The organism is Micromonospora sp. DT233 (assembly GCF_049841815.1).
Taxonomy (GTDB): domain Bacteria; phylum Actinomycetota; class Actinomycetes; order Mycobacteriales; family Micromonosporaceae; genus Micromonospora.
On record NZ_JBNCLB010000001.1, the window covers coordinates 544,171 to 564,347 of the forward strand.

The following is a 20,177-nucleotide window of genomic DNA, read 5'->3' on the forward strand; positions in this document are numbered from 1 at the left end:
AATGAGCGTGCAGGTCGACGCCCGGCCGCCGGCCAAGCCGGCGGCACGGCGCACCGCCCGACCGTCGCGGGCGTTCCGGCTCAGCCGGCTCGACGAGAAGTACTCCCCCTACCTCTACATCGCCCCGTTCTTCCTGCTGTTCGGCGTCTTCGGGGCGTACCCGCTGGCCTACACGTTCTGGGTCTCGCTGCACGACTGGGACCTGCTCGCCGCCGACCACCCCTTCGTCGGGGCGGAGAACTACACCGCCCTGCTGGGCGACCCCGACTTCTGGCACTCGGTGGTCAACACCCTCGGCATCTTCGTCATCTCCACGGTGCCGCAGCTGCTCGCCGCGCTCTGGCTGGCCAGCCTGCTCAACCGGCAGCTGCGGGCCCGCACGACCTGGCGGATGGCGGTGCTGGTCCCGAACGTCACCTCGACCGCCGCCGTGGCGATCGTCTTCGGCGTGCTCTTCGGCCGGCAGTTCGGCATGATCAACTGGCTGCTCGACGTGGTGGGCCTCGACGCGATCGACTGGAAGTCCAACCGGGTCGCCTCCTGGGTGGCGATCTCGACCATGGTCGACTGGCGGTGGACCGGCTACAACGCGCTGATCTTCCTGGCCGCCATGCAGGCCATCCCCCGCGACCTCTACGAACAGGCGGCGATCGACGGCGCCGGGCGCACCCGCCAGTTCTGGTCCATCACCGTGCCGCTGCTCAAGCCCACGATCATCTTCGCGGTGATCATCTCGACCATCGGCGGCCTCCAGCTCTTCACCGAGCCCCGGATGTTCCACTCCGGGACCAACCCGATCCGGGGCGGGCCGCTGCGCGAGTCGCAGACCATGACCATGTACATGTTCGAGAACGCCTTCGCGCCGCACTACAACTTCGGGTACGGCTCGGCGGTCGCCTGGCTGCTCTTCGCCCTGATCGCGATCGTCGCGGCGATCAACGTGGTGATCCTGCGCCGGCTCGGCGGCACCGACCGGCCGGCGAGGACCCGACGGCCCCGGAAGGAGCGCTCCCGATGAACCGACTCTGGTCGGCGAGCCGGCTCACCTACGCCGCGCTGGCCGCCTCCGCCCTCCTGTCGATCTTCCCGATCTACTGGATGTTCGTGGTGGCCAGCCGCTCCAGCGACGCGATGGGCCAGATCCCGCCGCCGGTGACCCCCGGCGGGAACCTGGGCGCGAACATCGCCCGGCTCTTCGCCAACACCGACGCGTACTTCCTCACCGGTCTGATCAACTCCGCGATCGTGGCGGTCACGGTCACCGTGTCGGTGGTCTTCTTCTCCACCCTGGCCGGGTTCGCCTTCGCCAAGCTGCGGTTCCGGGGGCGCAACGGGCTGCTGCTGGCGATCGTCGCCACCATGATGGTCCCCACCCAGCTCGGCGTCATCCCGCTGTACCTGCTGATGACGAAGCTGAACTGGAACGACCGGCTGCCGGCGGTGATCGTCCCCGCCCTGGTCACCGGGTTCGGGGTGTTCATGATGCGCCAGTACGCCGGCCAGGCCATCAGCACCGAGCTGATCGAGGCGGCCCGGATGGACGGCTGCGGCACCGCGCGGATCTACTGGAACGTGGTCCTGCCGGCGCTGCGCCCGGCCGCCGCCGTGCTCGGCCTGTTGACGTTCATGACGACCTGGAACGACTTCCTCTGGCCGTACGCTGTGCTCAACGATCCGGAGAACCCGACCGTGCAACTCTCCCTGCGGGCGTTGTCGGACGGCTACTACCAGGACATGTCGCAGGTCTTCACCGGCACCGCCATTGCGACGTTGCCCCTGTTGCTGGTCTTCGTCCTGTTCGGCCGCCAGATCATCGGCGGGATCATGGAAGGCGCGGTGAAAGCGTGAGCGAGCTTCGATTCCCCGACGGTTTCGTCTGGGGTGCGGCGACGGCGGCGTACCAGATCGAGGGCGCGGCCCGCGACGACGGCCGCGGCCCGTCCATCTGGGACACCTTCAGCCGCACGCCGGGCAAGGTCCACGCCGGCCACACCGGCGACGTCGCCTGCGACCACTACCACCGGTACGCCGACGACGTCGCCCTGATGGCGGAGCTGGGGCTGCGGGCGTACCGGTACTCGATCGCCTGGCCCCGGATCCAGCCCGACGGCACCGGCCCGGTCGAGCCGCGCGGCCTGGACTTCTACGACCGGCTCACCGACGCGCTGCTGGAGCGGGGCATCGACCCGATCGTCACGCTCTACCACTGGGACCTGCCGCAGGCCCTGGAGGACCGGGGCGGCTGGACCAACCGGGAGACCGCCGAGCACTTCGCCGCGTACGCCACGGCGGTGCACGGCCGACTCGGCGACCGGGTGCGCACCTGGACCACCCTCAACGAGCCGTGGTGCTCGGCCTACCTGGGGTACGGCAACGGGCTGCACGCCCCCGGCCGGCGCGACGCGGGCGCGGCCTTCACCGCCGTACACCATCTGTTGCTCGGGCACGGCCTGGCGGCCAGCGCGCTGCGCGCGGCCGGCGCGCAGACCGTCGGGATCACCCTGAACCCGGCGGACGTGCAGCCGGCCGACCCGAACAGCGCGGCGGACGCGGCGGCGGTCCGGCTGGTCGAGGGGCTGCAGAACCGGATCTTCCTGGACCCGCTGACCGGGGCCGGGTACCCGGCCGACGTGCTGGAGCACGTCTCCCGGATGGTGGAGCCGACCTTCATCCGCGACGGCGACGAGAAGCTGATCGCCGCCCCGATCGACCTGCTGGGGGTCAACTACTACTCCCCGACGTACGTGGCGGGGCGCCCGGACGGCGGGGGCAACAGCGCGCACCCGGGCACCGAGGGCGCGGTGGAGTTCCTGCCGAACGCCGAGCCGCGCACCGAGATGGGCTGGACGATCGAGCCGGCCGGGCTCTCCCGGCTGCTGCAACGCCTCGCCGCCGACTACCCGGGGCTGCCGCTGATGATCACCGAGAACGGCGGGGCGTTCCCCGACCGGGTCGGCGCGGCGGGGCCAAACGAGGTCGGCCGGGTCGCCGACGACGACCGGATCGCCTACCTCGACGGGCACCTGCGGGCGGTGCACGAGGCCATCGGCCGGGGCGTGAACCTGCGCGGCTATCTCGTATGGTCACTGTTGGACAACTTCGAGTGGGCCGAGGGTTACGCCAAGCGGTTCGGGATCGTGCACGTCGACTACCCGACCCAGCGGCGCACCCCGAAGGCCAGCGCCCGGTGGTACCAGGAGGTGATCTCTCGGAACGGGCTGTGACGAGCGGTGGGGAGAGTGGCTCGATGACGACGGCGCAACGGCCGACGCTGGAGGCGGTGGCGGCGCGGGCCGGGGTGTCGCGGGCCACCGTGTCCCGGGTCGTGAACGGCTCCACCACCGTCGCCGGCCCCATCCGCGAGGCGGTCAACCGGGCGGTCACCGAGCTGGGGTACGTGCCGAACCTGGCCGCCCGCAGCCTGGTCACCCAGCGCACCGACTCCATCGCCCTGGTCATGCCGGAGGCGGCCACCCGCGTCTTCTCCGACGACCAGGTCTTCCCCGGCATCATCCGGGGGGTCAGCCAGGAGCTGGAGGCCGCCGACAAGCAACTGGTGCTGATGCTGGCCGGCTCGCCGGCCGGGCACCAGCGGGTCGAGCGGTTCACCAGCGGGCGACACGTCGACGGGGTGCTCTTCGCCTCCCTGCACGGTGCCGACCCGCTGCCGGGGCGGCTGGCCCGGCTGGGCATCCCGGTGGTGTGCAGCGGCCGGCCGCTCGCCGGTGCCGTCCCGTACGTCGACGTCGACCACGTCGGCGGGGTGGTCCGGGCGGTCCGGCACCTGATCGACGGCGGTCGCCGCCGCATCGCCACCATCGCCGGCCCGCAGGACATGGTGGCCGGGATCGAGCGGCTCGCCGGCTACCGGGACACGGTGGCCGAGGCGGGGCTGCCCGAAATGGTGGCGTTCGGCGACTTCACCCGGGAGTCCGGCGCCGGGGCGATGCGTACGCTGCTCGACGCCCACCCCGACGTGGACGCGGTCTTCGCCGCCTCCGACCTGATGGCGCACGCCGCCATGCGGACGCTGCGGGAGCACGGGCGGCGGGTGCCCGACGACGTGGCGGTGATCGGCTTCGACGACATCGAGACCGCCGCCTACACCGAGCCGCCGCTGACCACCGTCCGGCAGCCGATCGTGGAGATCGGCCGGCGGATGACCCGGCAGCTGCTCCGGCTGGCCGCCGGGGAGGACGTGGAGCCGGCCCTCGTCCTGCCCACCGAGCTGATCCTGCGCGCCTCCGCCTGACACCCGCCCCCGCCCCGCCGCCCGGTAATGCCGTGGCGGCGGGGTCGGCGCGCAGCTAGCGTCGCCCGGATGACACTGCTGCGCGTGCCCGCGCTCTGCCCCGCCGAGTACGCGTACGCCGCCACCGTCGATCCGCCCGCCCGGCTGGTCCACACCGCGGGCGCGTGCCCGCTGGACGCGCAGGGCCGCACGGTCGCGCCGGGCGACCCGGCGGCGCAGGCCCGGCAGGTGATGGCCAACCTGGAGGTCGCACTCGCCGCCGCCGGGGCGCGGCTCGCCGACGTCGTCAAGACCACCGTGTACGTCGCGTCGCCCCACCGGGCCGACCTGGTGGCCGCGTGGCAGGTGGTCCGGGACGCGTTCGGCGACCCCGGTCCGCCGAGCACCCTGCTCGGGGTGACGGTGCTCGGGTACCCCGACCAGCTCGTCGAGGTGGAGGCCGTCGCCGCCGTGCGGGAGGCGACCCGATGACGATCCGCCGTCCGGGCGGCGCCTCGATGACGATCCGGGTGGCCCGGCCCGACGACGCCGCCGAGGTAGTGGCCCTGCGGGCGCTCGTCTTCCCGTACCTCGTCCGGGGGGTGGCCTCGACCCGGAAGATGATCGCGGAGCCGCCGCCCGGCGAGGAGTGGACGGCCTTCGTGGTCGAGGTCGACGGGGCGGTGGTCGGCTGGGTGTCGGCGTACCGGGACGTGCAGACCTCCGAGGTGGGGGCCGGGGAGGTGGCGCTGCTGCACGTGCACCCCGGGCACCGGGGGCGGGGCGTCGGCTCCGCGCTGCTGGCCGCCGCGCTGGGGCACCTGACCCCGCTCGGCATCCGCCGGCTGCTTGGCTCGGCGCGGCCCGAGGGGCTGCCGTTCGCCCGCCGGCACGGCTTCACGGCGGGTCGCGAGATGCGCTACTCGGCGCTGGAGCTGCACTCGCCTCCCCCGCCGCCGGCCGCTGCGCCGGGTCTGCGGCTGACCCCGCTGAGCGGGCTCGACCCGTACGAGGTCTACCTGGCCAACCGGGCGGCCGCCGTCGACGAACCGGGCGACGTGCCGAGGGACGTGCTGACCTACGAGACCTTCCGACACGACGTGTGGGAGAACCTCGGCCTGGACCGGGAGGCGAGCACCGCCGTCGAGTCCGGCGGGAAGGTGCTCGCGTTCAGCCTGGTCAAGCGGGACGGCGACCGGATGTGGTCGGACTACACGGGCACCGTGCCGCAGCACCGGGGGCAGGGGCTGGCCCGGTTGGCGAAGGTGGCCGCCCTGCACCGGGCCGCCGGCCGAGGGGTGCGCGTCGCGTACACCTCGAACGATGCGGCGAACGCCCCGATGCTGGCGATCAACGCGGCGCTGGGGTACCGGCCGGTGGTCAGCCACTGGTCCTGCCTGCGCGAGCTGGGCTGAGGCCGGCGAGGTTCCCGGAACGGCCGAGGCGGACACGACGAGGGCCAGCGGTGTCGTTCCTGATCCACGAGGAACATGGGTGACGCGAACACGGCCGCAGTGACATGCCGCGCTGCGCCGCCGCCTCCGGCCGAGAGTCGCACCTTCGCGCGTCGCCGCACGCGCTGACTCACTGCGCCGACCGGGGATGGAGAGCAGGGATGACATCGTCTGTCGACGGAACAGCCCCTACCCGCCGGCCGCGCAGATCTCGGCGAGCAGGTAGCGGTCGGCGTCCCCGGCGATGGCCGCCGTCCCGCCCACCAGCGTCCATCCGGCCGGCAGCCGGAGCCACGCCGTGCGGGCATCGTCGACGATCGCGCCGCCCTCGGCGGGCACGACGAGGGCCACCCGGCCCTGGTCCGGGGTGGCGAAGGCCAGCGTCACCGCGACGAACCGGGCCACGATCGCCTCAGCCGGCAGGCGGAACACCCAGACGTCCTCGTCCGGGTGGGGACCGCCGCCCAGCTCGGGCGAGCAGGCCGGCTCGCGGGCGGGCGCCCCCCCGGTGGGCGCCTCGCCCGGGTCCAGCCCGATGGTGATTCGGGGACCGGACGGCAGCGGCGCGGGCCGCTCGCCGCCCACCCGGACCGACGTCCACGAGGCGGACTGCGGCCCGCCGCCGGCCAGGCCTGCGGCGCCGAAGACCATCATGCTGGCCGTGGTCACCGACACCGCGAACCGGACCCGGGCACCTTCCACGCGTACTCCCAATTTGCACCTTTTGCGGTTTTTCAGCCTAGGTGCTCGCGCCCCGCCGTGCCGGCGTTCTCCCGAAGCGACGCTCAGGAGGCGGCGATCCGCCCGGCCACCGCGTACGTCTCGGGCCCGAAGAGGACCAGACGGGCCTCCGTGACATGCGCCGGGGACGCGGCACGGAGCACCGTCAGGGCCTGACGCACGGCGTCGGCCACCGGCCACCCGTAGACGCCCGCCGAGATCAGCGGGAAGGCCACCGTGGCCGCGCCCAGCTCGTCGGCGATCGCCAAACTGTTCGTGTAGCAGTCCCGCAGTAGGGCCGACCGGTCCTCGTCCGGCGAGAAGACCGGGCCGACCGTGTGCACCACCCAGCGGGCCGGCAGCTTACCGGCGGTGGTGGCGACCGCCTGGCCGGTCTTCAGGCCCCGGCCGTACTTCGACGCCCGCAGCGCCCGGCACTCGGCCAGGATCGCCGGGCCGCCCCGCCGGTGGACCGCCCCGTCCACGCCCCCGCCGCCGAGCAGCGAGGAGTTGGCCGCGTTCACGATCACGTCGACCCGCTGCGCAGTGATGTCCCCCTCGACCAGCACGATCTCCACGTCAGCGCTCCCCGCTGGGCCGGTGCGGCTGCTCGGCCGGGCGCTGCGACTGCTCGGCCGGCTGGCTCGGCTGGTCGATGGGCTGGTCGATGGGCTGGCCGAGGGAGCGGCGGGCGAGCAGGGCCGCGCCGGCCACCGCCGCCGGCATGATCAGCACCGCCCCGAGCGGGATCAGGAAGCAGACGAAGACGGCCGTGCCGAAGCCCAGGGTGGTGACCCGGTCCACCTTCAGCCGGGCCCGGCGGTCCGGCAGCCGCATCCCGCGCCGGTAGAACGGCGCCCCGGTCAGCTCCAGGGCGAGGAACCAGCCGCCGACCGCCGCCCCGATCACCGGCACGACGGTCTGGCCGACCACCGGGATGAACCCGGCCGCGAAGAGCGGGATGCCGACCAGCACGGTGATCGCCACCAGCCGCAGCGAGTCCACGACGCTGCGGCGCAGCGACGACCAGAAGGGCACCTCCACCGCGCCCGGCGTGCCGCCGTACCGCTCCTCCACCCGCTCGGAGATCTTCTCGTAGAACGGGTCGCCCACGACCAGCGTGACGGCGGTGAAGGTGAGCACCGCGAGCAGCCCGCCGACCCCGAGGAAGGCCAGCCCGGCGATCACCCGGGCCAGGCTGCGGGTGGTGGACGACCAGTCGTCGGCGAACGGCGTGACCAGCGCCGCCAGGTCGTCCACGAAGTACGCCAGAGTGGCGAACGCCGCCACGAAGAGCGCCCCGGTGAGCAGTGCGGGCACGACGCCGAGCAGCATCAGGCCGGGGCTGCGGACATAGAGGCCGAGGCCGCGCAGGAGCAGCCCGACCCCGGAGAAGAACCGACCGACGACACCGGTCACCGGCGCGGTGATGTTGTTGGCTACGTTCACGACCGCTGAGCCTAACGGCGACCGCCCACGCGCCGGCCCCGCCGTACACAATGGGCGGGTGCGGGCCGCCCGGTTGATCTCGTTGGTGCTGCTCTTGCAGGCCCGGGAGACGATGACGGCCGGCGAGCTGGCCCGCGAGCTGGAGGTCTCCGAACGGACCGTGTACCGGGACGTGCTGGCGCTCTCCGCCGCCGGGGTGCCGGTCTACGCCGACCGGGGCCGGGCCGGCGGTTACCGGCTGCTCGGCGGGTACCGCACCCGGTTGACCGGGCTGACCCGCGACGAGGCGGAGGCGCTCTTCCTGGCCGGGCTGCCCGGCCCGGCCGGGGACATGGGGCTGGCCGACGCGGTCGCCTCGGCCGAGCTGAAGGTGCTGGCCGCGCTGCCGCCCGCCCTGCGTGACGCGCCGGCCCGCACCGGGCAACGCTTCCACCTGGACGTGCCGGGCTGGTTCCGCGACGACACCCCGCCGCCGTGGCTGGCCGAGCTGGCCCGCGCGGTCTGGCGGGAGCGGGTGGTGCAACTGCGCTACCGGCGCGGCGAGCGCGAGGTCGTCCGGCGGGCCCAGCCGTACGGGCTGGTGCTCAAGAGCGGGGTCTGGTACCTGATCGGCCGCGTCGGCGACACCACGCGCACCTACCGCGTCGACCGGGTCGTCGAGGTGACCGCCGGCGACGAGACGTTCGCCCGGGACGAGGGCTTCGACCTGGCCGGCTACTGGCGGGAGCAGGCCGAGGCGTTCCTGCGCAGCATGCAGCGGACCGAGGTCGGCGTCCGGATCAGCCCCGCCGGCCTGCGCGCGCTGCGCCGGGCACCGGAGGCCCCCTTCGGGTACGCCGAGGCGACCCGCACCGCCGGCCCGCCCGACGGGCAGGGCTGGGTGGTCACCCGGGTGCCCGTCGAGTCGGTCGACGTGGCGTACGAGCTGCTGTTGCGGCTCGGCGCGGAGGTGGAGGTGCTCGACCCGCCCGAGCTGCGCGCCCGGATCGCCGACACCGCCACCCGCCTCGCCGCGCTCTACGGATGAGGTCCGACCGGGGACGGTCAGCGGTACTCGGCGGCGTCGGCCTGCTTTCCGCCGTGCACCACGTCCGTGATGTAGCCGAAGCCGTCCGGCTGGCTGCCGTCGAGGTCGGTGAAGCCGTACACCCGGGCCAGCTCGCCGCTGGAGACGGACTTGCCGTTCCAGCGGGCCCGGGCCGGGTCGGCGGCGAGCGCGGCGACCGCGCGCCCCACGTACGCCGGGGTCTCCGAGATCAGGAAGTGCGGGTCCTTGGCGGCCCCCTCACGCCAGTTGGCCTCGGTGACGCCGAAGTGCTCCAGCATGTACTCCGAGCGGATCCAGCCGGGGGTGAGCGCGACCGCCGTGCCGCCGTGCGGCTCCAGCTCGTGCGCCTGGGTGAAGGCGAGCCGGTTCACGCAGGTCTTCGCCAGGTCGTAGAAGACCGAGAGCCGGTAGTGGGCGTCGTTGTACTCCCGCGTCCCGTCGCCGATCTCGACCACCAGCCCGCCGGGGCGGCGGATCAGCAGCGGCAGGGCGAAGTGGCTGGTGACGATGTGGGTGTCGACGGCCAGCCGCAGGGTGCGGAAGCCGGCGTCGAGGGGCTGCTCCCAGACCGGCTTCTCCCAGGTGATCAGGTGGTCGGCCCCCCAGATGTCGTTGACCAGCACGTCGAGCCGGCCCTGCTCGGCGTCGATGCGGGCCACCAGGTCGCGGACCTGCTCTCCGACCAGGTGGTCGACCCGGGCCGCGATGCCGGTGCCGCCGGCCGCGGTGACCATCTCGGCGGTCTCCTCGATGGTCTCCGCCCGGTCGATCTCGGAGCGGCCGGCGCGGCTGCTGCGCCCGGTCGCGTACACGGTGGCCCCGGCCGCGCCGAGCTGGACCGCGATCTGCCGACCGGCGCCCCGGGTCGCCCCGGCCACGAGCGCGACCCTGCCGGTCAGGGGTTGTTTCGTCGTCATGCGGTCGACCCTGGCAGCTTTACCTGACAACCGAAGTCCGGTTTCCCGAACCGGTTCGCTGCGGCATGCTCGGCGGCATGCACCTGCTGCTCTCCGGCATCGTCGGCTCGGTCGCGTACGGGCTGGCCGGGCCCGGCTCGGACGTCGACCGGATCGGGGTCTTCGCCGCCGAGACGGTCGCCTTCCACGGCCTGCGCCCGCCCCGCGAGTCGGTGGTCACCACCGACCCGGACGTCACCCTGCACGAGGCCGGGAAGTACGCCCGCCTGGCGCTCAGCGGCAACCCCACCGCCACCGAGCTGATGTGGCTGCCCGACGACTGCTACGAGACTCGTACGGCGCTCGGCGACCGGCTGGTCGCCATCCGCTCGGCGTTCCTGAGCGCCCCCCGGGTCCGCGCCGCCTACCTCGGGTACGCCGAGCAGCAGTTCCGCCGGCTCGCCTCGCGCGGCGACGGCACGTTCTCGGCCGACACCCGGCGTCGGACGGCGAAGCACGCCCGGCACCTGGCCCGGCTGGTGCACCAGGGTCGGCTGCTCCACGCCACCGGCGTCCTGGAGATCCGACTGGCCGACCCGGAGTGGTTCCGGGCGTTCGGCGAGCGGGTGGCCGGCGGCGCGCTGGACGAGGCGCGGGCCCTGCTGGCGGCGGCGGAGCGGGACTTCGACACGGTGCGCACCCCGCTGCCGGAGCGGCCCGACTCCGCGACGGTCGAGCGGTGGCTGCTCGACGTGCGGGCGGCCCACCTGCCGCCGGAGCTCACCGGCCGCTGAGCGCCGCTCAGACAACGATCGGTTCACGGATGCGGGACCGGAACGGACTCGCAGCTCGATACCAGGCAGGATGGGCACCGGCGACGGGCAGCCGGTGCTCTCGTCCCTCAAGTCGTAGGAGTAGAGATCGTGTCCGACAAGGACCAGCCGAAGCCGAATGAGCCGCACTCGGGGACGCTGCCCGCAGTGGACCCGTGGGAGGCATCAGATCCGCTGGTCGTCGGCCCCGGCGGGCTGCCGGCGACGGCGGACCCGCTGGTCACCGGCGGGGTGCCGGTGGCGTCGGACGAGCAGTCGGGGTCGCTCGCGTCCGGCACACCGGCGGTCGACGCCGCCACGCCCGCCCCGGCTCGCCGGTCCCGGCTGGTCCGGCTGTCGGTGCTCGCGCTCGCCGGCGGCCTGCTGATCGGGCTGCTCGTCGCGGGCCTGCCGCTGCTGACGGGCGGCGCGGAGGATGGCGGGGGGAAGCAACTGGACAACGCCGGCGACCAAGCGGGGTGGACCCCACCCTCGGTGCCGGCCGCCGTGCCGGGGAGCCCGTCCGGCAGCGCCAAGCCGTCGCCGACGCCGACGCCGACGAAGAAGAGCAGGCCCACACCGCAGGCGGATCCGACGACCTCGCCAGCCGTGACCAAGTCGGTGTCGCCGAAGGCCGACGCCCCACCCGCCCACAGCGGCGCGCTGGTCAACGGCGATTCGGGGACGTGCCTGACCGGCGGCGGGGCCGGCGTGCAACTGACCCTGCAGACCTGCAACAAGTCGCTGTACCAGCGGTGGACGTTCCGGTCGGACAGCACGATCCGCGCCGGCAACCTGTGCATGAGCCTGGCCGGCGGCGCCACGGCGAACCTCACGAAGGTCACGATGGCGGCCTGTGACGGCTCCCCGGGTCAGCGGTTCCGCCTCAACACCGCCGACGACCTGGTCAACCGGCACGCCGACAAGTGCGTCGACGCCTACGACGGGCAGACCGCGGACGGCACCCCGCTGGTGCTGTGGACCTGCCTGGGACAGTCGAACCAGTCCTGGTACCTCAGGTGAGCGGGCCGGCCGGGTCGATCACGAGTTGAGGAAGCCCGAGATCCGTTCCCGCAGGTCGGCGCGTTCCGACCAGAGCACTCCCGGGCGGTCGTAGACGTGCAGGGTGGCCTGGGGCAGCGCGGCGGCGAGCTGCTCGGCGACCTCGACCGGGTGCAGCTCGTCGCCCGCGCAGGCGATCACCAGGGCGGGGGCGGTCACCGCCGTCAGCTCGGCCCGGTCGCCCAGCGGGGTCTGCCCCGGCAGGTCGGCCAGGCCCGGGGCGAGGCCGTCGCGCAGGAGCTGGTCCAGCCGTTGTCGCAGGTACGCCCAGCCGGGCGGGGTGTTGCGCACGGCGGGCGGGAGCTCGATCGAGACCACGTCCGCGACGGCCGACGCCTCGCCGCTGGCCACCGCGTCGAGCAGGTCGGTGAGGCGGTCCCGGGCGGCCTGGCTCCGGGGCCGGTCGAGTGCCGCCGGGAGGAAGAAGACCAGCCGTTCGAAGCGCTCGGGACTCTCGGCCAGCAGGCGGCAGAGCGCGCCCGCGCCGAGGCTGGCGCCGAACGCCCGGGAGGCCCCGCCCAGGTCGGCGACGGCCCGCAGGTCCCGGGCCAGGTCCAGGTAGCTCCACGGGCCGGGGGGCGCGTCGGAGCGGCCGTGCCCCCGGAACTGGAAGAAGATCTTGCGGCCGGTGACGCCGCTGCCGAACGGGCGGGTGGTGGCGATGCCGTTGCCCAGCCCGTGCGCGAAGACCGTGATCGGGTCGCCGACGCCGGTGACCAACTGCTCGAGCCGTACCCCGTGGGGGGTGGTGACCAGGTCGGTCGCCGGCTCGGGCAGGGCCGGCCGGCCGGTGCGTGGCGCCCCCGGGCCCGGGCCCCAGGTCCGTGGGCCGCCGTCCGGCGGCGGGGGCCACCGGAACCCTCTCACCAGGACGACCCCCGACCGTCGCGCAGCTCACGCAGCCCCACCCGGACGTCGAGCAGGTAGATCAGGGCGGCGGCGATCCCGATGAGGCCGAAGAGGCCGAGCACGGACTGGGTCAGCACGGTGAGCAGCAGGCAGACCGCGAGAATGGCGACCCAGGCGCCCTTGGGCAGGGTGCCGATCGCGGCGAATGCCTCGCCGCGCTGGGTGATCGCGTGCACCAGTGCCACCCCCTCGAGCACGAGGGCGAACACCAGCAGCAGCATGGTGATCCAGAAGCGGACCTCGAAGGCGAAGATCGGCGCGGCGTAGGCCATGCCGGCAAGCTTATGCCGACGACCCCGGATCCGTCCGGCAGGACGCATCCGGGGTCGTCGGGCGTCGATCAACGACCGCGTGGCGCGGCGGGCTACTCGGCGGCCGGCCGGGGGCGGCGGGCGGCCTTCGGCTGCTTGGCCGACGTGGTGTCGGTGGCCGCCTTCGTGGTCCTGGTCGCCTTCGTGGCCTTCGGCAGCGGGGCCGACGGGCGGTCGGTGGCCGCCTTGGTGGCCTGCGCCGCGGTCGCCTTGGTGGCCCGGGTGCGCGGGGTCTTGGCGACGGCCGGCTTGGCCTCGATGATCTCGGCCACATCGGCCGGGGTGGGGATCTCGTCGCCGGTCTTCGCCCCGGCCGGGGCGGTGGCCGACGCCGCTGCGGTGACGGCCGGCGTCCCGGTGGCGGTGGCGGCCGGGACGGCGGTGGCCGTCGGGGCGGCGGTGGCGGTCGGGGCGGTGGTCAGCTCGGCCTCGGTCGCCTCGATGTCGGCGTTGACCGTGTCGGCGGCCTCCAGCACCCCGGCGCCCACCACCCGCTCACCACGGGCGATCAGCTCGGTGTACGCGGCGAGGGCCCGCTCCTGGGCGGCCTGCGCCCCGGCGACGACGACGGCCGCGTTCTGGGCGATCAGGTCCCGCAGCCGGGCGAGGTCGGTGGCCTCGCGCAGCCGGTCGACGTCGGCCACCTCGCGCAGGCGGTTGACCTCCGCCGCCTCGCGGAGGCGGTTCAGCTCGGCCTGCACGCCGTTGGCGCGCAGCTCGGCGGCGCTGCGGTTGGCCGTGCGCAGCGTGTCGGTGGCCTTCTGGCGCAGCTCGAAGCCGGTCACGACGGCCTTGCCGCCGAGGTCGGCGACGACCCGACCGCCGAGGTGGCCGACCACCGTGGGCAGCTTGCGCAGCTGCTCCAGGGCCAGGTCGCCGGCACCGGCGGCGGCGTAGAGCGGGGCCGGGATGCGGTTGGTCTTCGGCTGGGTCATGACTTCTCCTCTTCGACCGCGTCGGCGGTCTCTTCCTCGTCGACCGCCGGGGCGGTCTTCGGGGCCGCCGTCGAGGCGGCCTTCGGCGTGGGGGTGCTGCTGGCCGGGGCGGGCGCCTGGCCGGCCTCCGTGACGGCGACCGATTCCAGGACCGCCTCGGTCGGGGTGCCCGCCGGCGTGGTCGGCCCGGTCGCGGCCGGGGTCACCGTGGCGGCGGCCTGCGGCGCGGCGGCCGGCGTGTCCGAGGCGGCCGGCGTGTCCGAGGCGGCCGGCGTGTCCGAGGCGGCCGGCGTGTCCGAGGCGGCCGAGGCGGCCGTGGCGGTGGCCTCGGCCACGCGGGCGTTCTCCCGGCGGAAGGTCTCGTAGATCTGGGTGAGCGACTGCTTCTGCGCCATCGTCAGGTCGGGGTCGATCGCGATGGCCGCGAGCACGCCGTGCCCCTCCTTGTCGTCGAGCAGGCCGGCCCGCAGGTACATCGCCGGGGTGGAGACCCGCAGGGCGCTGGCGAGCTGCTGGAGCACCTCCGCGCTGGGCTTGCGCAGGCCGCGCTCGATCTGGCTGAGGTACGGGTTGCTGACGCCCGCCTGTTCGGCGAGTTGCCGCAACGAGATCTTCGCGTTGCGGCGCAGGTCGCGGATGAACCCGCCGACGTCGGGGAGGTCTGAGCTGGCCATGCCCCCACGCTAGCCACCCCTGCTAGCTCGTGCAAGCAAAGCGCTAGCCACAGTTAGCAAGGTCTCAGCGGGGCGGTTGCGCGTCGCCTGTCCAATCCGTACCTTTTCCGGTCGTGACGAAGATCGAGATCAACGGCGCGAGCCTCGCCTACGACGACCTGGGCAGCGGGACGCCGGTCGTGCTGCTGCACGCCGGCATCGCCGACCGGCGGATGTGGCGCGAGCAGCTCCCCGCCCTGGCCGCCCGGCACCGGGTGATCGCCCTGGACCTGCGCGGCTACGGCGACTCCGAGCTCCCCGCCGCCCCGTTCGCCCACCACGACGACGTGGTCGGGCTGCTGGACGCACTGGGGCTGCCGCAGGCCGCGTTGGTCGGCTGCTCCTTCGGCGGGGCGGTGGCGATCGACACCGCGCTGGCGTACCCGCAGCGGGTCGGCGCGCTGGCGCTCTTCGGCACGGCGGTCGGCGGCAACGAGTGGTCCGAGGAGACCAACGACCTCTGGGAGGAACTGGTCGGCGACACCGATCCCGACGACTTCGCGGCCAGCGCGGCCGGCGAGGTGCGGTTCTGGGTGGTCGGCCCCGGCCGCCGCCCGGAGGACGTCGACCCGGCGCTGATCCGGTTCGCCGAGGAGATGGACCGGCGGGCGCTCGCCGCCGAGCGGGCCCTGAGCGCCGTGGACGTGATCGAGCTCGACCCGCCCGCGATCGAGCGGCTCGGCGAGCTGCGCCTGCCGGTGCTGGTCACCGCCGGGGCGGCCGACGTGCCCGACATCGGCCGGCTCGCCGACCGGATCGCCGCCGAGGTGCCCGGCGCGGTGCGGCTGCCGGACCTGCCGGACGCCGGCCACCTGCTGCCCCTGGAGCGCCCGGACGCCGCCAACGCCGCCCTGCTGCACTTCCTGGGCTGAAATCGGTCGGGGCGGACGCCCCCGCTCACCAGCGGGAGCGGATCGCCCCCACCGGGAGGCCGCCGCCGAGCAGCGGCAGCGCGGCGTACTCGTCGAGGACGGGGGCGCGGACGCCGAGCCGGCGCAGCGCGGAGACCAGGACCGGCATCCGGGCCCGCGCGGCCCCGTCGTCGATCTTCACCGCGACCGCGCCCACCCCCGGCAGCGCGGCGGCGATCACCCCCTCCGCGCCGATCTTGGCCAGGACGCCGGGGACGCCGCGCATCAGCCGACTGTCCTCGGCCCAGGTGCCGCCCACGACCTCCGGGTACGCCCGCATGCCGTCGGCGACCGCCCGCGCCGCCGAGCCGGGCTCGGCGCGGACCAGCCGCAGGTACGCCCGCGCCAGCCCGGTCAGCGACACGGCGAGCACGGGAGCGCCGCAGCCGTCCACCCCGACGGCGGCCACCGGCTCCCCGGTGAACTCCTCGACGACCCGGCGCACCGCCTGCTGCAACGGGTGCTCCGGTTCCCAGTACCCGTCGCGGGGCCACCCGGCGGCCAGGCAGGTGAGCACCATGCCGGTGTGCTTGCCGGAGCAGTTCATCGCCGTCCGGGTGGCCGCCCCGCCGGCCCGCACCACGGCCTCCCGGGCCAGCTCCCCCATCGGCAGGTCGGGCGGGCAGCCGAGGGCGGACTCGTCCAGCCCGGCGTCGGCCAGCAGCGCCCGCACCCGGGCCAGGTGGAAGTCCTCCCCCGCGTGGCTGGCCGCCACCAGGGCCACGTCGGCCGGGTCGGTCAGCGCCAGCCCGGCGCGGAGCATGGCGACGGCCTGCATCGGCTTGCTGGCCGAGCGGGGAAAGACCGGGGAGGTGACGTCGCCGACGGCGGCCACCTGCGCGCCGGTGCCGTCGAGCACCACCACCGACCCGTGGTGCAGCCCCTCCACGAAGTCGGAGCGGACCACCTCGGCCAGCGGCACCCCACCCCCGTAGGTCTGCGTCACGAAGGGGACGTTACCGACTGCCGGGCGTCGACTCCCAGCAGTTCGCGGGCCTCGGCCGTGGTCAGCGGGGGGCGCTGGGCGAGCTGGGCGAAGCCCACCGCCCGCGCGACGAGCTGCATGTTCGACTCGACCGGCTGGCCCTTGGCGTACGTGACGGTGTCCTCCATGCCGACCCGCAGGTGCCCGCCGGCCGCCAGCGACGCCAGCATCACCGGGATGGTGCTGCGGCCGATCCCGGTGGCGGAGAAGGTGGTCCCCGCCGGCAGGTCCCGCAGCGCCTGGTGGGCGGCGACCAGCGCGTGCGGGGTGCCCGGCATGCCCCCCGGCACCCCCATCACGAAGTCGACGTGCACGTGCCCGCCGTGCGGCAGGCCGTACTTGCCGAGCAGCCGCTGCAACGCGGTCAGGTGGCCGAGGTCGAAGATCTCGTACTCGGGGACGATGCCGCGCTCCTGCATCCGGGTGTGCAGGTCGACGATGAACTCCCAGCGGTTGAGGAAGACGTCGTCGCCGAAGTTGAGCGTGCCCATGGTGCAGGAGGCCATCTCCGGCCCGGCGTCCAGCACGGCCAGCCGGTCGGCCTCCGGGTCGGTCACCGCCCCGCCGGAGGAGAGCTGCACGATCAGGTCCGTGCCCTCCCGCAGCGCCGCCACGGTCTCCCGCAGCCGCCCCTGGTCCAGGGTCGGCCGCGCCTCGCCGTCGCGGATGTGGACGTGGATCACGGCGGCACCGAGCGCCTCGCACTCCCGGGCGGTCAGCAGCAGCTCGTCGAGGGTCACCGGCAGGGCCGGGACCTGCGTCTTCGCCGACTCCGCGCCGGTGGGGGCAACCGTGATCAACGTTCCAGTGCTCATGCCGGCGATCCTAGACCCCGCCCCCGACGGCGGCGACCGGCGGCCTGAACGCTGGTTCAGGCCGCGTCGATGGCGGCGGCGGACTCCCCGACCAGCAGGCGGGCGTCGTCGGGCACGTTGCGCTTGACCACGGCGAGGGCGACCTGGCCCAGCTCGTGATGGTGCACGGCGGTGCCGACGAAGCCCACCGCCCGGCCGTCCAGGATCACCGGCGTGCCGGCGACCGGCGGCTGGTCGGTGGTCACCCCGTCCAGATGCAGCAGTACGAGCCGACGCGGCGGCCGGCCCAGGTTGTGCACCCGCGCCACCGTCTCCTGGCCCCGGTAGCAGCCCTTGTCCAGGTGCACGGCCGGGGCGATCAGGTCCACCTCCGCCGGGATCGTCCGGTGGTCGGTGTCCACCCCCACCCGGGGACGCCGGGCGGCCACCCGGATCGCCTCGTACGCCCAGAGCCCCACCGGCGGCACCCCGGCTGCGCGCAGGTCGGCGACCACCTGATCCATGGCCGGCCGGGGCACCAGCAGGTCCACGCCGAGCGGGCCCCGACGGGCCCAGCCGCCGCCCGGCAGCGGCGCGACGGCGTACCGGACGGTGGGCCGAGGTGGCAGCTCGCCGGAGCGGAACTTCGGGCCCGGCACCGCGACCGCGTCGGGCTCGGCCAGCCCGGTCACGCCCAGCGTGCCCAGCGCGCCGGTCGCCTCCGGCCCCACCAGGGAGAGCAGGGCGTGCCCGGCGGTGGCGTCGCGCGGCTCGACCTTGGTGAAGAAGCGCATCCGCTCCAGGTAGCCCAGCAGGGCGGCGGTGGCGCCCGGCTCGGTGTCCAGCCAGGTGGTCTCGCCGTCCTCCGCGACCATGGCGTGCTGCTCGACGTGCCCGTGCGGGGAGAGCACCAGCAGCTCGGTGCCCTCGCCGGCGGTCAGCGTCGCCAGGTGCTGCGTGGTCAGGGTGTGCAGCCAGCCGATCCGTTCCTCGCCGGGCACCGCCACGACCCCCCGGTGCGAGCGGTCGACCAGGCCGACCGAGGTGTCCAGGGTGCGCTGCTCACGCATCGGGTCGCCGTAGTGGGCGGCGACCCCCCGCACCCCGGCCGCGCGGTGCGCCGGCTCCGGCTGGTCCCGCGTCTGCTCGTCGATGGCCTCGGCCGCGACCGCACCGGCAATGTCGATCATTTTTGTTCCCCGTCCTCGCAACGGCCGCAGACGCCGAAGAGCGCCACGTGCCCGATGTCCACCCGGAAGCCTCGCTCGCCGGCCAGCCGGTCGGCCAACGGCCGGAACAGCTCCGGGTCGATCTCGTCGATCGCCCCGCAGTCCCGGCAGACCAGGTGGACGTGCTGGTGTTCCCCAGCCGCGTGGTACGTGGGTGAGCCGTGCGACAGGTGGGTGTGGGTCACCAGGCCGAGGCGTTCCAACAGTTCCAGCGTCCGGTAGATGGTGGTGATGTTGACGCCGGCCGCCACCTCACGGACCGCGTTGTGCACCTGTTCCGGGGTGGCGTGGCCGAGGTCCAGCACCGCCTGGAGGATCAGCTGCCGTTGCGCCGTGAGCCGCAACCCACGGGCGCGGAGCACTTCCGCGAGGGAGGATTCGGACACCGTCCGATCATAGGCGGGTCAACCGGCCACCCGGATGAGGCGGGCGGAGAGGTGCGGGCTCAGCGGATGGCCCAGCGCCGCCATGTCCTGCGCGTAGAGCAGGGCGCCCTCGACGATGCCGAAGAGCCGACTCCCGGCCGTGACCTCCTTGGCCGTGGCCGTACGCACCACCGCGTCGGTGACGAACTGCAGCTGGGTGCCCTTGCGCTTGCCGACGTGCAGCTCCATCACGCCCGTCGGCACCGACATCAGCGCCTCCAGCTCGTCGGTGGCCCGGCCGTCGTCGTCCAGCACCGGACGCCACCAGCCCGTCTCCCGGCCGCCGGGGCGCACCGGGCGGCTCTGCTCGTCGAGGATCCACGCCCGTGACTCGTAGCACAGGAACGGCCGGCCGTCGTGGCTGATCCGGATCTCCTGCGCGAAGTCGAAGTCCTCGATGGTCGGGAAGCCGCCCCGGCCCCGCCCCCGCCACACCCCGACGTACGGCAGCAGGCCGTCCAGGGTCGGGTGCAGCTTCGGACCCACGCGCAGGTCGTGGCTGTCCTCGTACGGGTACGGGTCGACCGGGGGCGCGTTCAACCACGGCGGCTGAAGCGGATTCTCGGCGCTCACCGGTCTGCCTTCGTTCGCGACTGCGGGGCTCGCAAACCCGGCTCACTCCTCGCGCTCACCAGGCCACCTTCGTTCGCGACTGCGGGGCTCGCAGACCCGGCTCACTCCTCGCGCTCACCAGCGTCCTCTCGACATGCGTACAGCTAGGTAGACCAGGCCACCGGCGAGCGCGCCCAGGCCGGCGACGAGCAGGCTGACGAACCCGATCTCGGTAACCATCCGGGCCATCTTATGCTGGCGTCATGGCCCGCACTCTGGTCGTCAAGGTCACCGCCGGCGCGGACGCGCCCGAGCGGTGCGCGCAGGCCTTCACCGTCGCCGCCACCGCGGTCGCCGCCGGCGTCGACGTCTCCCTCTGGCTGACCGGCGAGTCCGCCTGGTTCGCGCTGCCCGGCCGGGCGCAGGAGTTCGAGCTGCCGCACTCCGCCCCGCTGGCCGAACTGCTGCACGTGATCCTGACCACCGGCCGGGTCACCCTCTGCACCCAGTGCGCCGCCCGCCGGGGCATCGGCCCCGGCGACACCCTCCCGGGGGTACGGGTCGCAGGCGCGGCGGTCTTCGTCGAAGAGGCGATGGCCGAGGGCGCGCAGGCGCTCGTCTACTGATCCACCGCCCGACCGGCACCTGCGCGAGGCCGCTTGGCGGCGTTACCTTCCTCACCTCCACCCGTTTGCCGACAACGTGTCGGTAATCTTGCCGACAGCATGTCGGTAAACGGGG

25 protein-coding genes are annotated in these 20,177 nt (G+C 74.2%); 11 read left to right on the top strand and 14 right to left on the bottom strand.

All coding sequences use genetic code 11. The features are described from left to right. Position 1 precedes the first annotated feature (1 nt). The 6 genes from ACLQ2V_RS02595 to ACLQ2V_RS02620 all read left to right on the top strand — a co-directional run bounded on the left by ACLQ2V_RS02595 (position 2) and on the right by ACLQ2V_RS02620 (position 5,646). Complete coding sequence (locus tag ACLQ2V_RS02595; RefSeq protein ID WP_425716686.1) at positions 2 to 1,018, top strand: carbohydrate ABC transporter permease; 1,017 nt, start codon at positions 2 to 4, stop codon at positions 1,016 to 1,018. After that, complete coding sequence (locus ACLQ2V_RS02600; RefSeq protein ID WP_425716687.1) at positions 1,015 to 1,848, top strand: carbohydrate ABC transporter permease; 834 nt, start codon at positions 1,015 to 1,017, stop codon at positions 1,846 to 1,848. Before ACLQ2V_RS02595 ends, ACLQ2V_RS02600 begins: the two co-directional genes overlap by 4 nt. Beyond that, a complete protein-coding gene (locus ACLQ2V_RS02605) occupies positions 1,845 to 3,224 on the top strand; it encodes a GH1 family beta-glucosidase (protein ID WP_425716688.1) in 1,380 nt (459 codons plus the stop codon). The genes ACLQ2V_RS02600 and ACLQ2V_RS02605 overlap by 4 nt, the downstream gene beginning before the upstream one ends. A 23-nt stretch (positions 3,225 to 3,247) precedes the next feature. Further along, positions 3,248 to 4,252, top strand: coding sequence for a LacI family DNA-binding transcriptional regulator (locus ACLQ2V_RS02610; protein WP_425716689.1), 1,005 nt, complete (start codon positions 3,248 to 3,250; stop codon positions 4,250 to 4,252). A 69-nt stretch (positions 4,253 to 4,321) separates the two neighbouring features. Beyond that, positions 4,322 to 4,723, top strand: a complete 402-nt coding sequence (locus ACLQ2V_RS02615) for a RidA family protein (protein WP_425716690.1) — start codon at positions 4,322 to 4,324, stop codon at positions 4,721 to 4,723. A gap of 26 nt (positions 4,724 to 4,749) precedes the next feature. Continuing rightward, positions 4,750 to 5,646 carry a GNAT family N-acetyltransferase gene (locus ACLQ2V_RS02620; RefSeq protein WP_425716991.1) on the top strand — a complete coding sequence of 299 codons (897 nt, stop codon included), beginning with the start codon at positions 4,750 to 4,752 and terminating at the stop codon, positions 5,644 to 5,646. Positions 5,647 to 5,874: 228 nt separating this feature from the next. On the opposite strand, the gene ACLQ2V_RS02625 is transcribed toward ACLQ2V_RS02620, so the two are convergent. The 3 genes from ACLQ2V_RS02625 to ACLQ2V_RS02635 form a co-directional block, all read right to left on the bottom strand. Continuing rightward, complete coding sequence (locus ACLQ2V_RS02625; RefSeq protein ID WP_425716691.1) at positions 5,875 to 6,387, bottom strand: hypothetical protein; 513 nt, start codon at positions 6,385 to 6,387, stop codon at positions 5,875 to 5,877. 83 nt (positions 6,388 to 6,470) lie between these two features. After that, positions 6,471 to 6,983, bottom strand: coding sequence for an O-acetyl-ADP-ribose deacetylase (locus ACLQ2V_RS02630; RefSeq protein ID WP_425716692.1), 513 nt, complete (start codon positions 6,981 to 6,983; stop codon positions 6,471 to 6,473). 1 nt (position 6,984) lies between these two features. Further along, positions 6,985 to 7,854: an EI24 domain-containing protein gene (locus ACLQ2V_RS02635; RefSeq protein ID WP_425716693.1), complete on the bottom strand. Its 870-nt coding sequence runs from the start codon at positions 7,852 to 7,854 to the stop codon at positions 6,985 to 6,987. Positions 7,855 to 7,912: 58 nt separating this feature from the next. Here ACLQ2V_RS02635 and ACLQ2V_RS02640 point away from each other — a divergent pair, with 58 nt between their 5' ends. After that, a complete protein-coding gene (locus tag ACLQ2V_RS02640; protein WP_425716694.1) occupies positions 7,913 to 8,881 on the top strand; it encodes a helix-turn-helix transcriptional regulator in 969 nt (322 codons plus the stop codon). 17 nt (positions 8,882 to 8,898) lie between these two features. Here the strand turns inward: ACLQ2V_RS02640 and ACLQ2V_RS02645 are convergent, their stop codons facing one another. Continuing rightward, the gene (locus ACLQ2V_RS02645) at positions 8,899 to 9,819 is read right to left on the bottom strand and encodes an SDR family oxidoreductase (RefSeq protein WP_425716695.1); all 921 of its coding nucleotides are present in this window, start codon (positions 9,817 to 9,819) and stop codon (positions 8,899 to 8,901) included. Between the two features lie 77 nt (positions 9,820 to 9,896). Here ACLQ2V_RS02645 and ACLQ2V_RS02650 point away from each other — a divergent pair, with 77 nt between their 5' ends. Both ACLQ2V_RS02650 and ACLQ2V_RS02655 read left to right on the top strand, forming a co-directional pair. Further along, the gene (locus ACLQ2V_RS02650) at positions 9,897 to 10,592 is read left to right on the top strand and encodes a nucleotidyltransferase domain-containing protein (RefSeq protein ID WP_425716696.1); all 696 of its coding nucleotides are present in this window, start codon (positions 9,897 to 9,899) and stop codon (positions 10,590 to 10,592) included. Positions 10,593 to 10,721: 129 nt separating this feature from the next. Beyond that, positions 10,722 to 11,633 carry a ricin-type beta-trefoil lectin domain protein gene (locus ACLQ2V_RS02655; RefSeq protein ID WP_425716697.1) on the top strand — a complete coding sequence of 304 codons (912 nt, stop codon included), beginning with the start codon at positions 10,722 to 10,724 and terminating at the stop codon, positions 11,631 to 11,633. Between the two features lie 18 nt (positions 11,634 to 11,651). On the opposite strand, the gene ACLQ2V_RS02660 is transcribed toward ACLQ2V_RS02655, so the two are convergent. From ACLQ2V_RS02660 to ACLQ2V_RS02675, 4 genes are all read right to left on the bottom strand, one after another. Next, positions 11,652 to 12,539, bottom strand: coding sequence for an alpha/beta fold hydrolase (locus ACLQ2V_RS02660; RefSeq protein ID WP_425716698.1), 888 nt, complete (start codon positions 12,537 to 12,539; stop codon positions 11,652 to 11,654). Beyond that, on the bottom strand, positions 12,536 to 12,853 hold the full coding sequence (locus ACLQ2V_RS02665) for a DUF2516 family protein (protein WP_425716699.1): 318 nt from the start codon (positions 12,851 to 12,853) through the stop codon (positions 12,536 to 12,538). Before ACLQ2V_RS02665 ends, ACLQ2V_RS02660 begins: the two co-directional genes overlap by 4 nt. 92 nt (positions 12,854 to 12,945) lie before the next feature. Beyond that, positions 12,946 to 13,827: a hypothetical protein gene (locus ACLQ2V_RS02670; protein ID WP_425716700.1), complete on the bottom strand. Its 882-nt coding sequence runs from the start codon at positions 13,825 to 13,827 to the stop codon at positions 12,946 to 12,948. Further along, entirely contained in the window at positions 13,824 to 14,501 is a 678-nt protein-coding gene (locus ACLQ2V_RS02675) for a helix-turn-helix domain-containing protein (protein WP_425716701.1), read from the bottom strand. The genes ACLQ2V_RS02670 and ACLQ2V_RS02675 overlap by 4 nt, the downstream gene beginning before the upstream one ends. A 113-nt stretch (positions 14,502 to 14,614) precedes the next feature. Between ACLQ2V_RS02675 and ACLQ2V_RS02680 the strand changes: the two genes are divergently transcribed. After that, positions 14,615 to 15,412, top strand: a complete 798-nt coding sequence (locus ACLQ2V_RS02680) for an alpha/beta fold hydrolase (RefSeq protein WP_425716702.1) — start codon at positions 14,615 to 14,617, stop codon at positions 15,410 to 15,412. A gap of 25 nt (positions 15,413 to 15,437) precedes the next feature. Here the strand turns inward: ACLQ2V_RS02680 and ACLQ2V_RS02685 are convergent, their stop codons facing one another. From ACLQ2V_RS02685 to mtfM, 6 genes are all read right to left on the bottom strand, one after another. Beyond that, the gene (locus ACLQ2V_RS02685; protein WP_425716703.1) at positions 15,438 to 16,397 is read right to left on the bottom strand and encodes an asparaginase; all 960 of its coding nucleotides are present in this window, start codon (positions 16,395 to 16,397) and stop codon (positions 15,438 to 15,440) included. Next, positions 16,394 to 17,251, bottom strand: a complete 858-nt coding sequence (locus tag ACLQ2V_RS02690) for a 3-keto-5-aminohexanoate cleavage protein (RefSeq protein ID WP_425716704.1) — start codon at positions 17,249 to 17,251, stop codon at positions 16,394 to 16,396. The genes ACLQ2V_RS02685 and ACLQ2V_RS02690 overlap by 4 nt, the downstream gene beginning before the upstream one ends. A 56-nt stretch (positions 17,252 to 17,307) precedes the next feature. Further along, positions 17,308 to 18,420: a YgfZ/GcvT domain-containing protein gene (locus tag ACLQ2V_RS02695; protein ID WP_425716705.1), complete on the bottom strand. Its 1,113-nt coding sequence runs from the start codon at positions 18,418 to 18,420 to the stop codon at positions 17,308 to 17,310. Beyond that, complete coding sequence (locus tag ACLQ2V_RS02700) at positions 18,417 to 18,845, bottom strand: Fur family transcriptional regulator (RefSeq protein ID WP_425716706.1); 429 nt, start codon at positions 18,843 to 18,845, stop codon at positions 18,417 to 18,419. The genes ACLQ2V_RS02695 and ACLQ2V_RS02700 overlap by 4 nt, the downstream gene beginning before the upstream one ends. A gap of 18 nt (positions 18,846 to 18,863) precedes the next feature. Further along, positions 18,864 to 19,457, bottom strand: coding sequence for an FABP family protein (locus ACLQ2V_RS02705; RefSeq protein WP_425716707.1), 594 nt, complete (start codon positions 19,455 to 19,457; stop codon positions 18,864 to 18,866). A gap of 114 nt (positions 19,458 to 19,571) precedes the next feature. After that, the gene (gene mtfM, locus ACLQ2V_RS02710) at positions 19,572 to 19,676 is read right to left on the bottom strand and encodes a small membrane protein MtfM (protein ID WP_036376929.1); all 105 of its coding nucleotides are present in this window, start codon (positions 19,674 to 19,676) and stop codon (positions 19,572 to 19,574) included. Between the two features lie 23 nt (positions 19,677 to 19,699). Between mtfM and ACLQ2V_RS02715 the strand changes: the two genes are divergently transcribed. Further along, a complete protein-coding gene (locus ACLQ2V_RS02715; protein WP_425716708.1) occupies positions 19,700 to 20,062 on the top strand; it encodes a DsrE family protein in 363 nt (120 codons plus the stop codon). Positions 20,063 to 20,177: the final 115 nt, after the last annotated feature.

Bases quoted from the DNA above. Each gene is read 5' to 3' on its own strand.
- ACLQ2V_RS02600 (WP_425716687.1), top strand. From the start codon at position 1,015: ATGAACCGACTCTGGTCGGCGAGCCGGCTCACCTACGCCGCGCTGGCC.
- ACLQ2V_RS02665 (WP_425716699.1), bottom strand. From the start codon at position 12,853: ATGGCCTACGCCGCGCCGATCTTCGCCTTCGAGGTCCGCTTCTGGATC.
- ACLQ2V_RS02715 (WP_425716708.1), top strand. From the start codon at position 19,700: ATGGCCCGCACTCTGGTCGTCAAGGTCACCGCCGGCGCGGACGCGCCC.
- ACLQ2V_RS02595 (WP_425716686.1), top strand. From the start codon at position 2: ATGAGCGTGCAGGTCGACGCCCGGCCGCCGGCCAAGCCGGCGGCACGG.
- ACLQ2V_RS02695 (WP_425716705.1), bottom strand. From the start codon at position 18,420: ATGATCGACATTGCCGGTGCGGTCGCGGCCGAGGCCATCGACGAGCAG.
- ACLQ2V_RS02675 (WP_425716701.1), bottom strand. From the start codon at position 14,501: ATGGCCAGCTCAGACCTCCCCGACGTCGGCGGGTTCATCCGCGACCTG.
- ACLQ2V_RS02620 (WP_425716991.1), top strand. From the start codon at position 4,750: ATGACGATCCGGGTGGCCCGGCCCGACGACGCCGCCGAGGTAGTGGCC.
- ACLQ2V_RS02670 (WP_425716700.1), bottom strand. From the start codon at position 13,827: ATGACCCAGCCGAAGACCAACCGCATCCCGGCCCCGCTCTACGCCGCC.
- ACLQ2V_RS02650 (WP_425716696.1), top strand. From the start codon at position 9,897: ATGCACCTGCTGCTCTCCGGCATCGTCGGCTCGGTCGCGTACGGGCTG.
- ACLQ2V_RS02610 (WP_425716689.1), top strand. From the start codon at position 3,248: ATGACGACGGCGCAACGGCCGACGCTGGAGGCGGTGGCGGCGCGGGCC.
- mtfM (WP_036376929.1), bottom strand. From the start codon at position 19,676: ATGGTTACCGAGATCGGGTTCGTCAGCCTGCTCGTCGCCGGCCTGGGC.
- ACLQ2V_RS02645 (WP_425716695.1), bottom strand. From the start codon at position 9,819: ATGACGACGAAACAACCCCTGACCGGCAGGGTCGCGCTCGTGGCCGGG.
- ACLQ2V_RS02615 (WP_425716690.1), top strand. From the start codon at position 4,322: ATGACACTGCTGCGCGTGCCCGCGCTCTGCCCCGCCGAGTACGCGTAC.
- ACLQ2V_RS02690 (WP_425716704.1), bottom strand. From the start codon at position 17,251: ATGAGCACTGGAACGTTGATCACGGTTGCCCCCACCGGCGCGGAGTCG.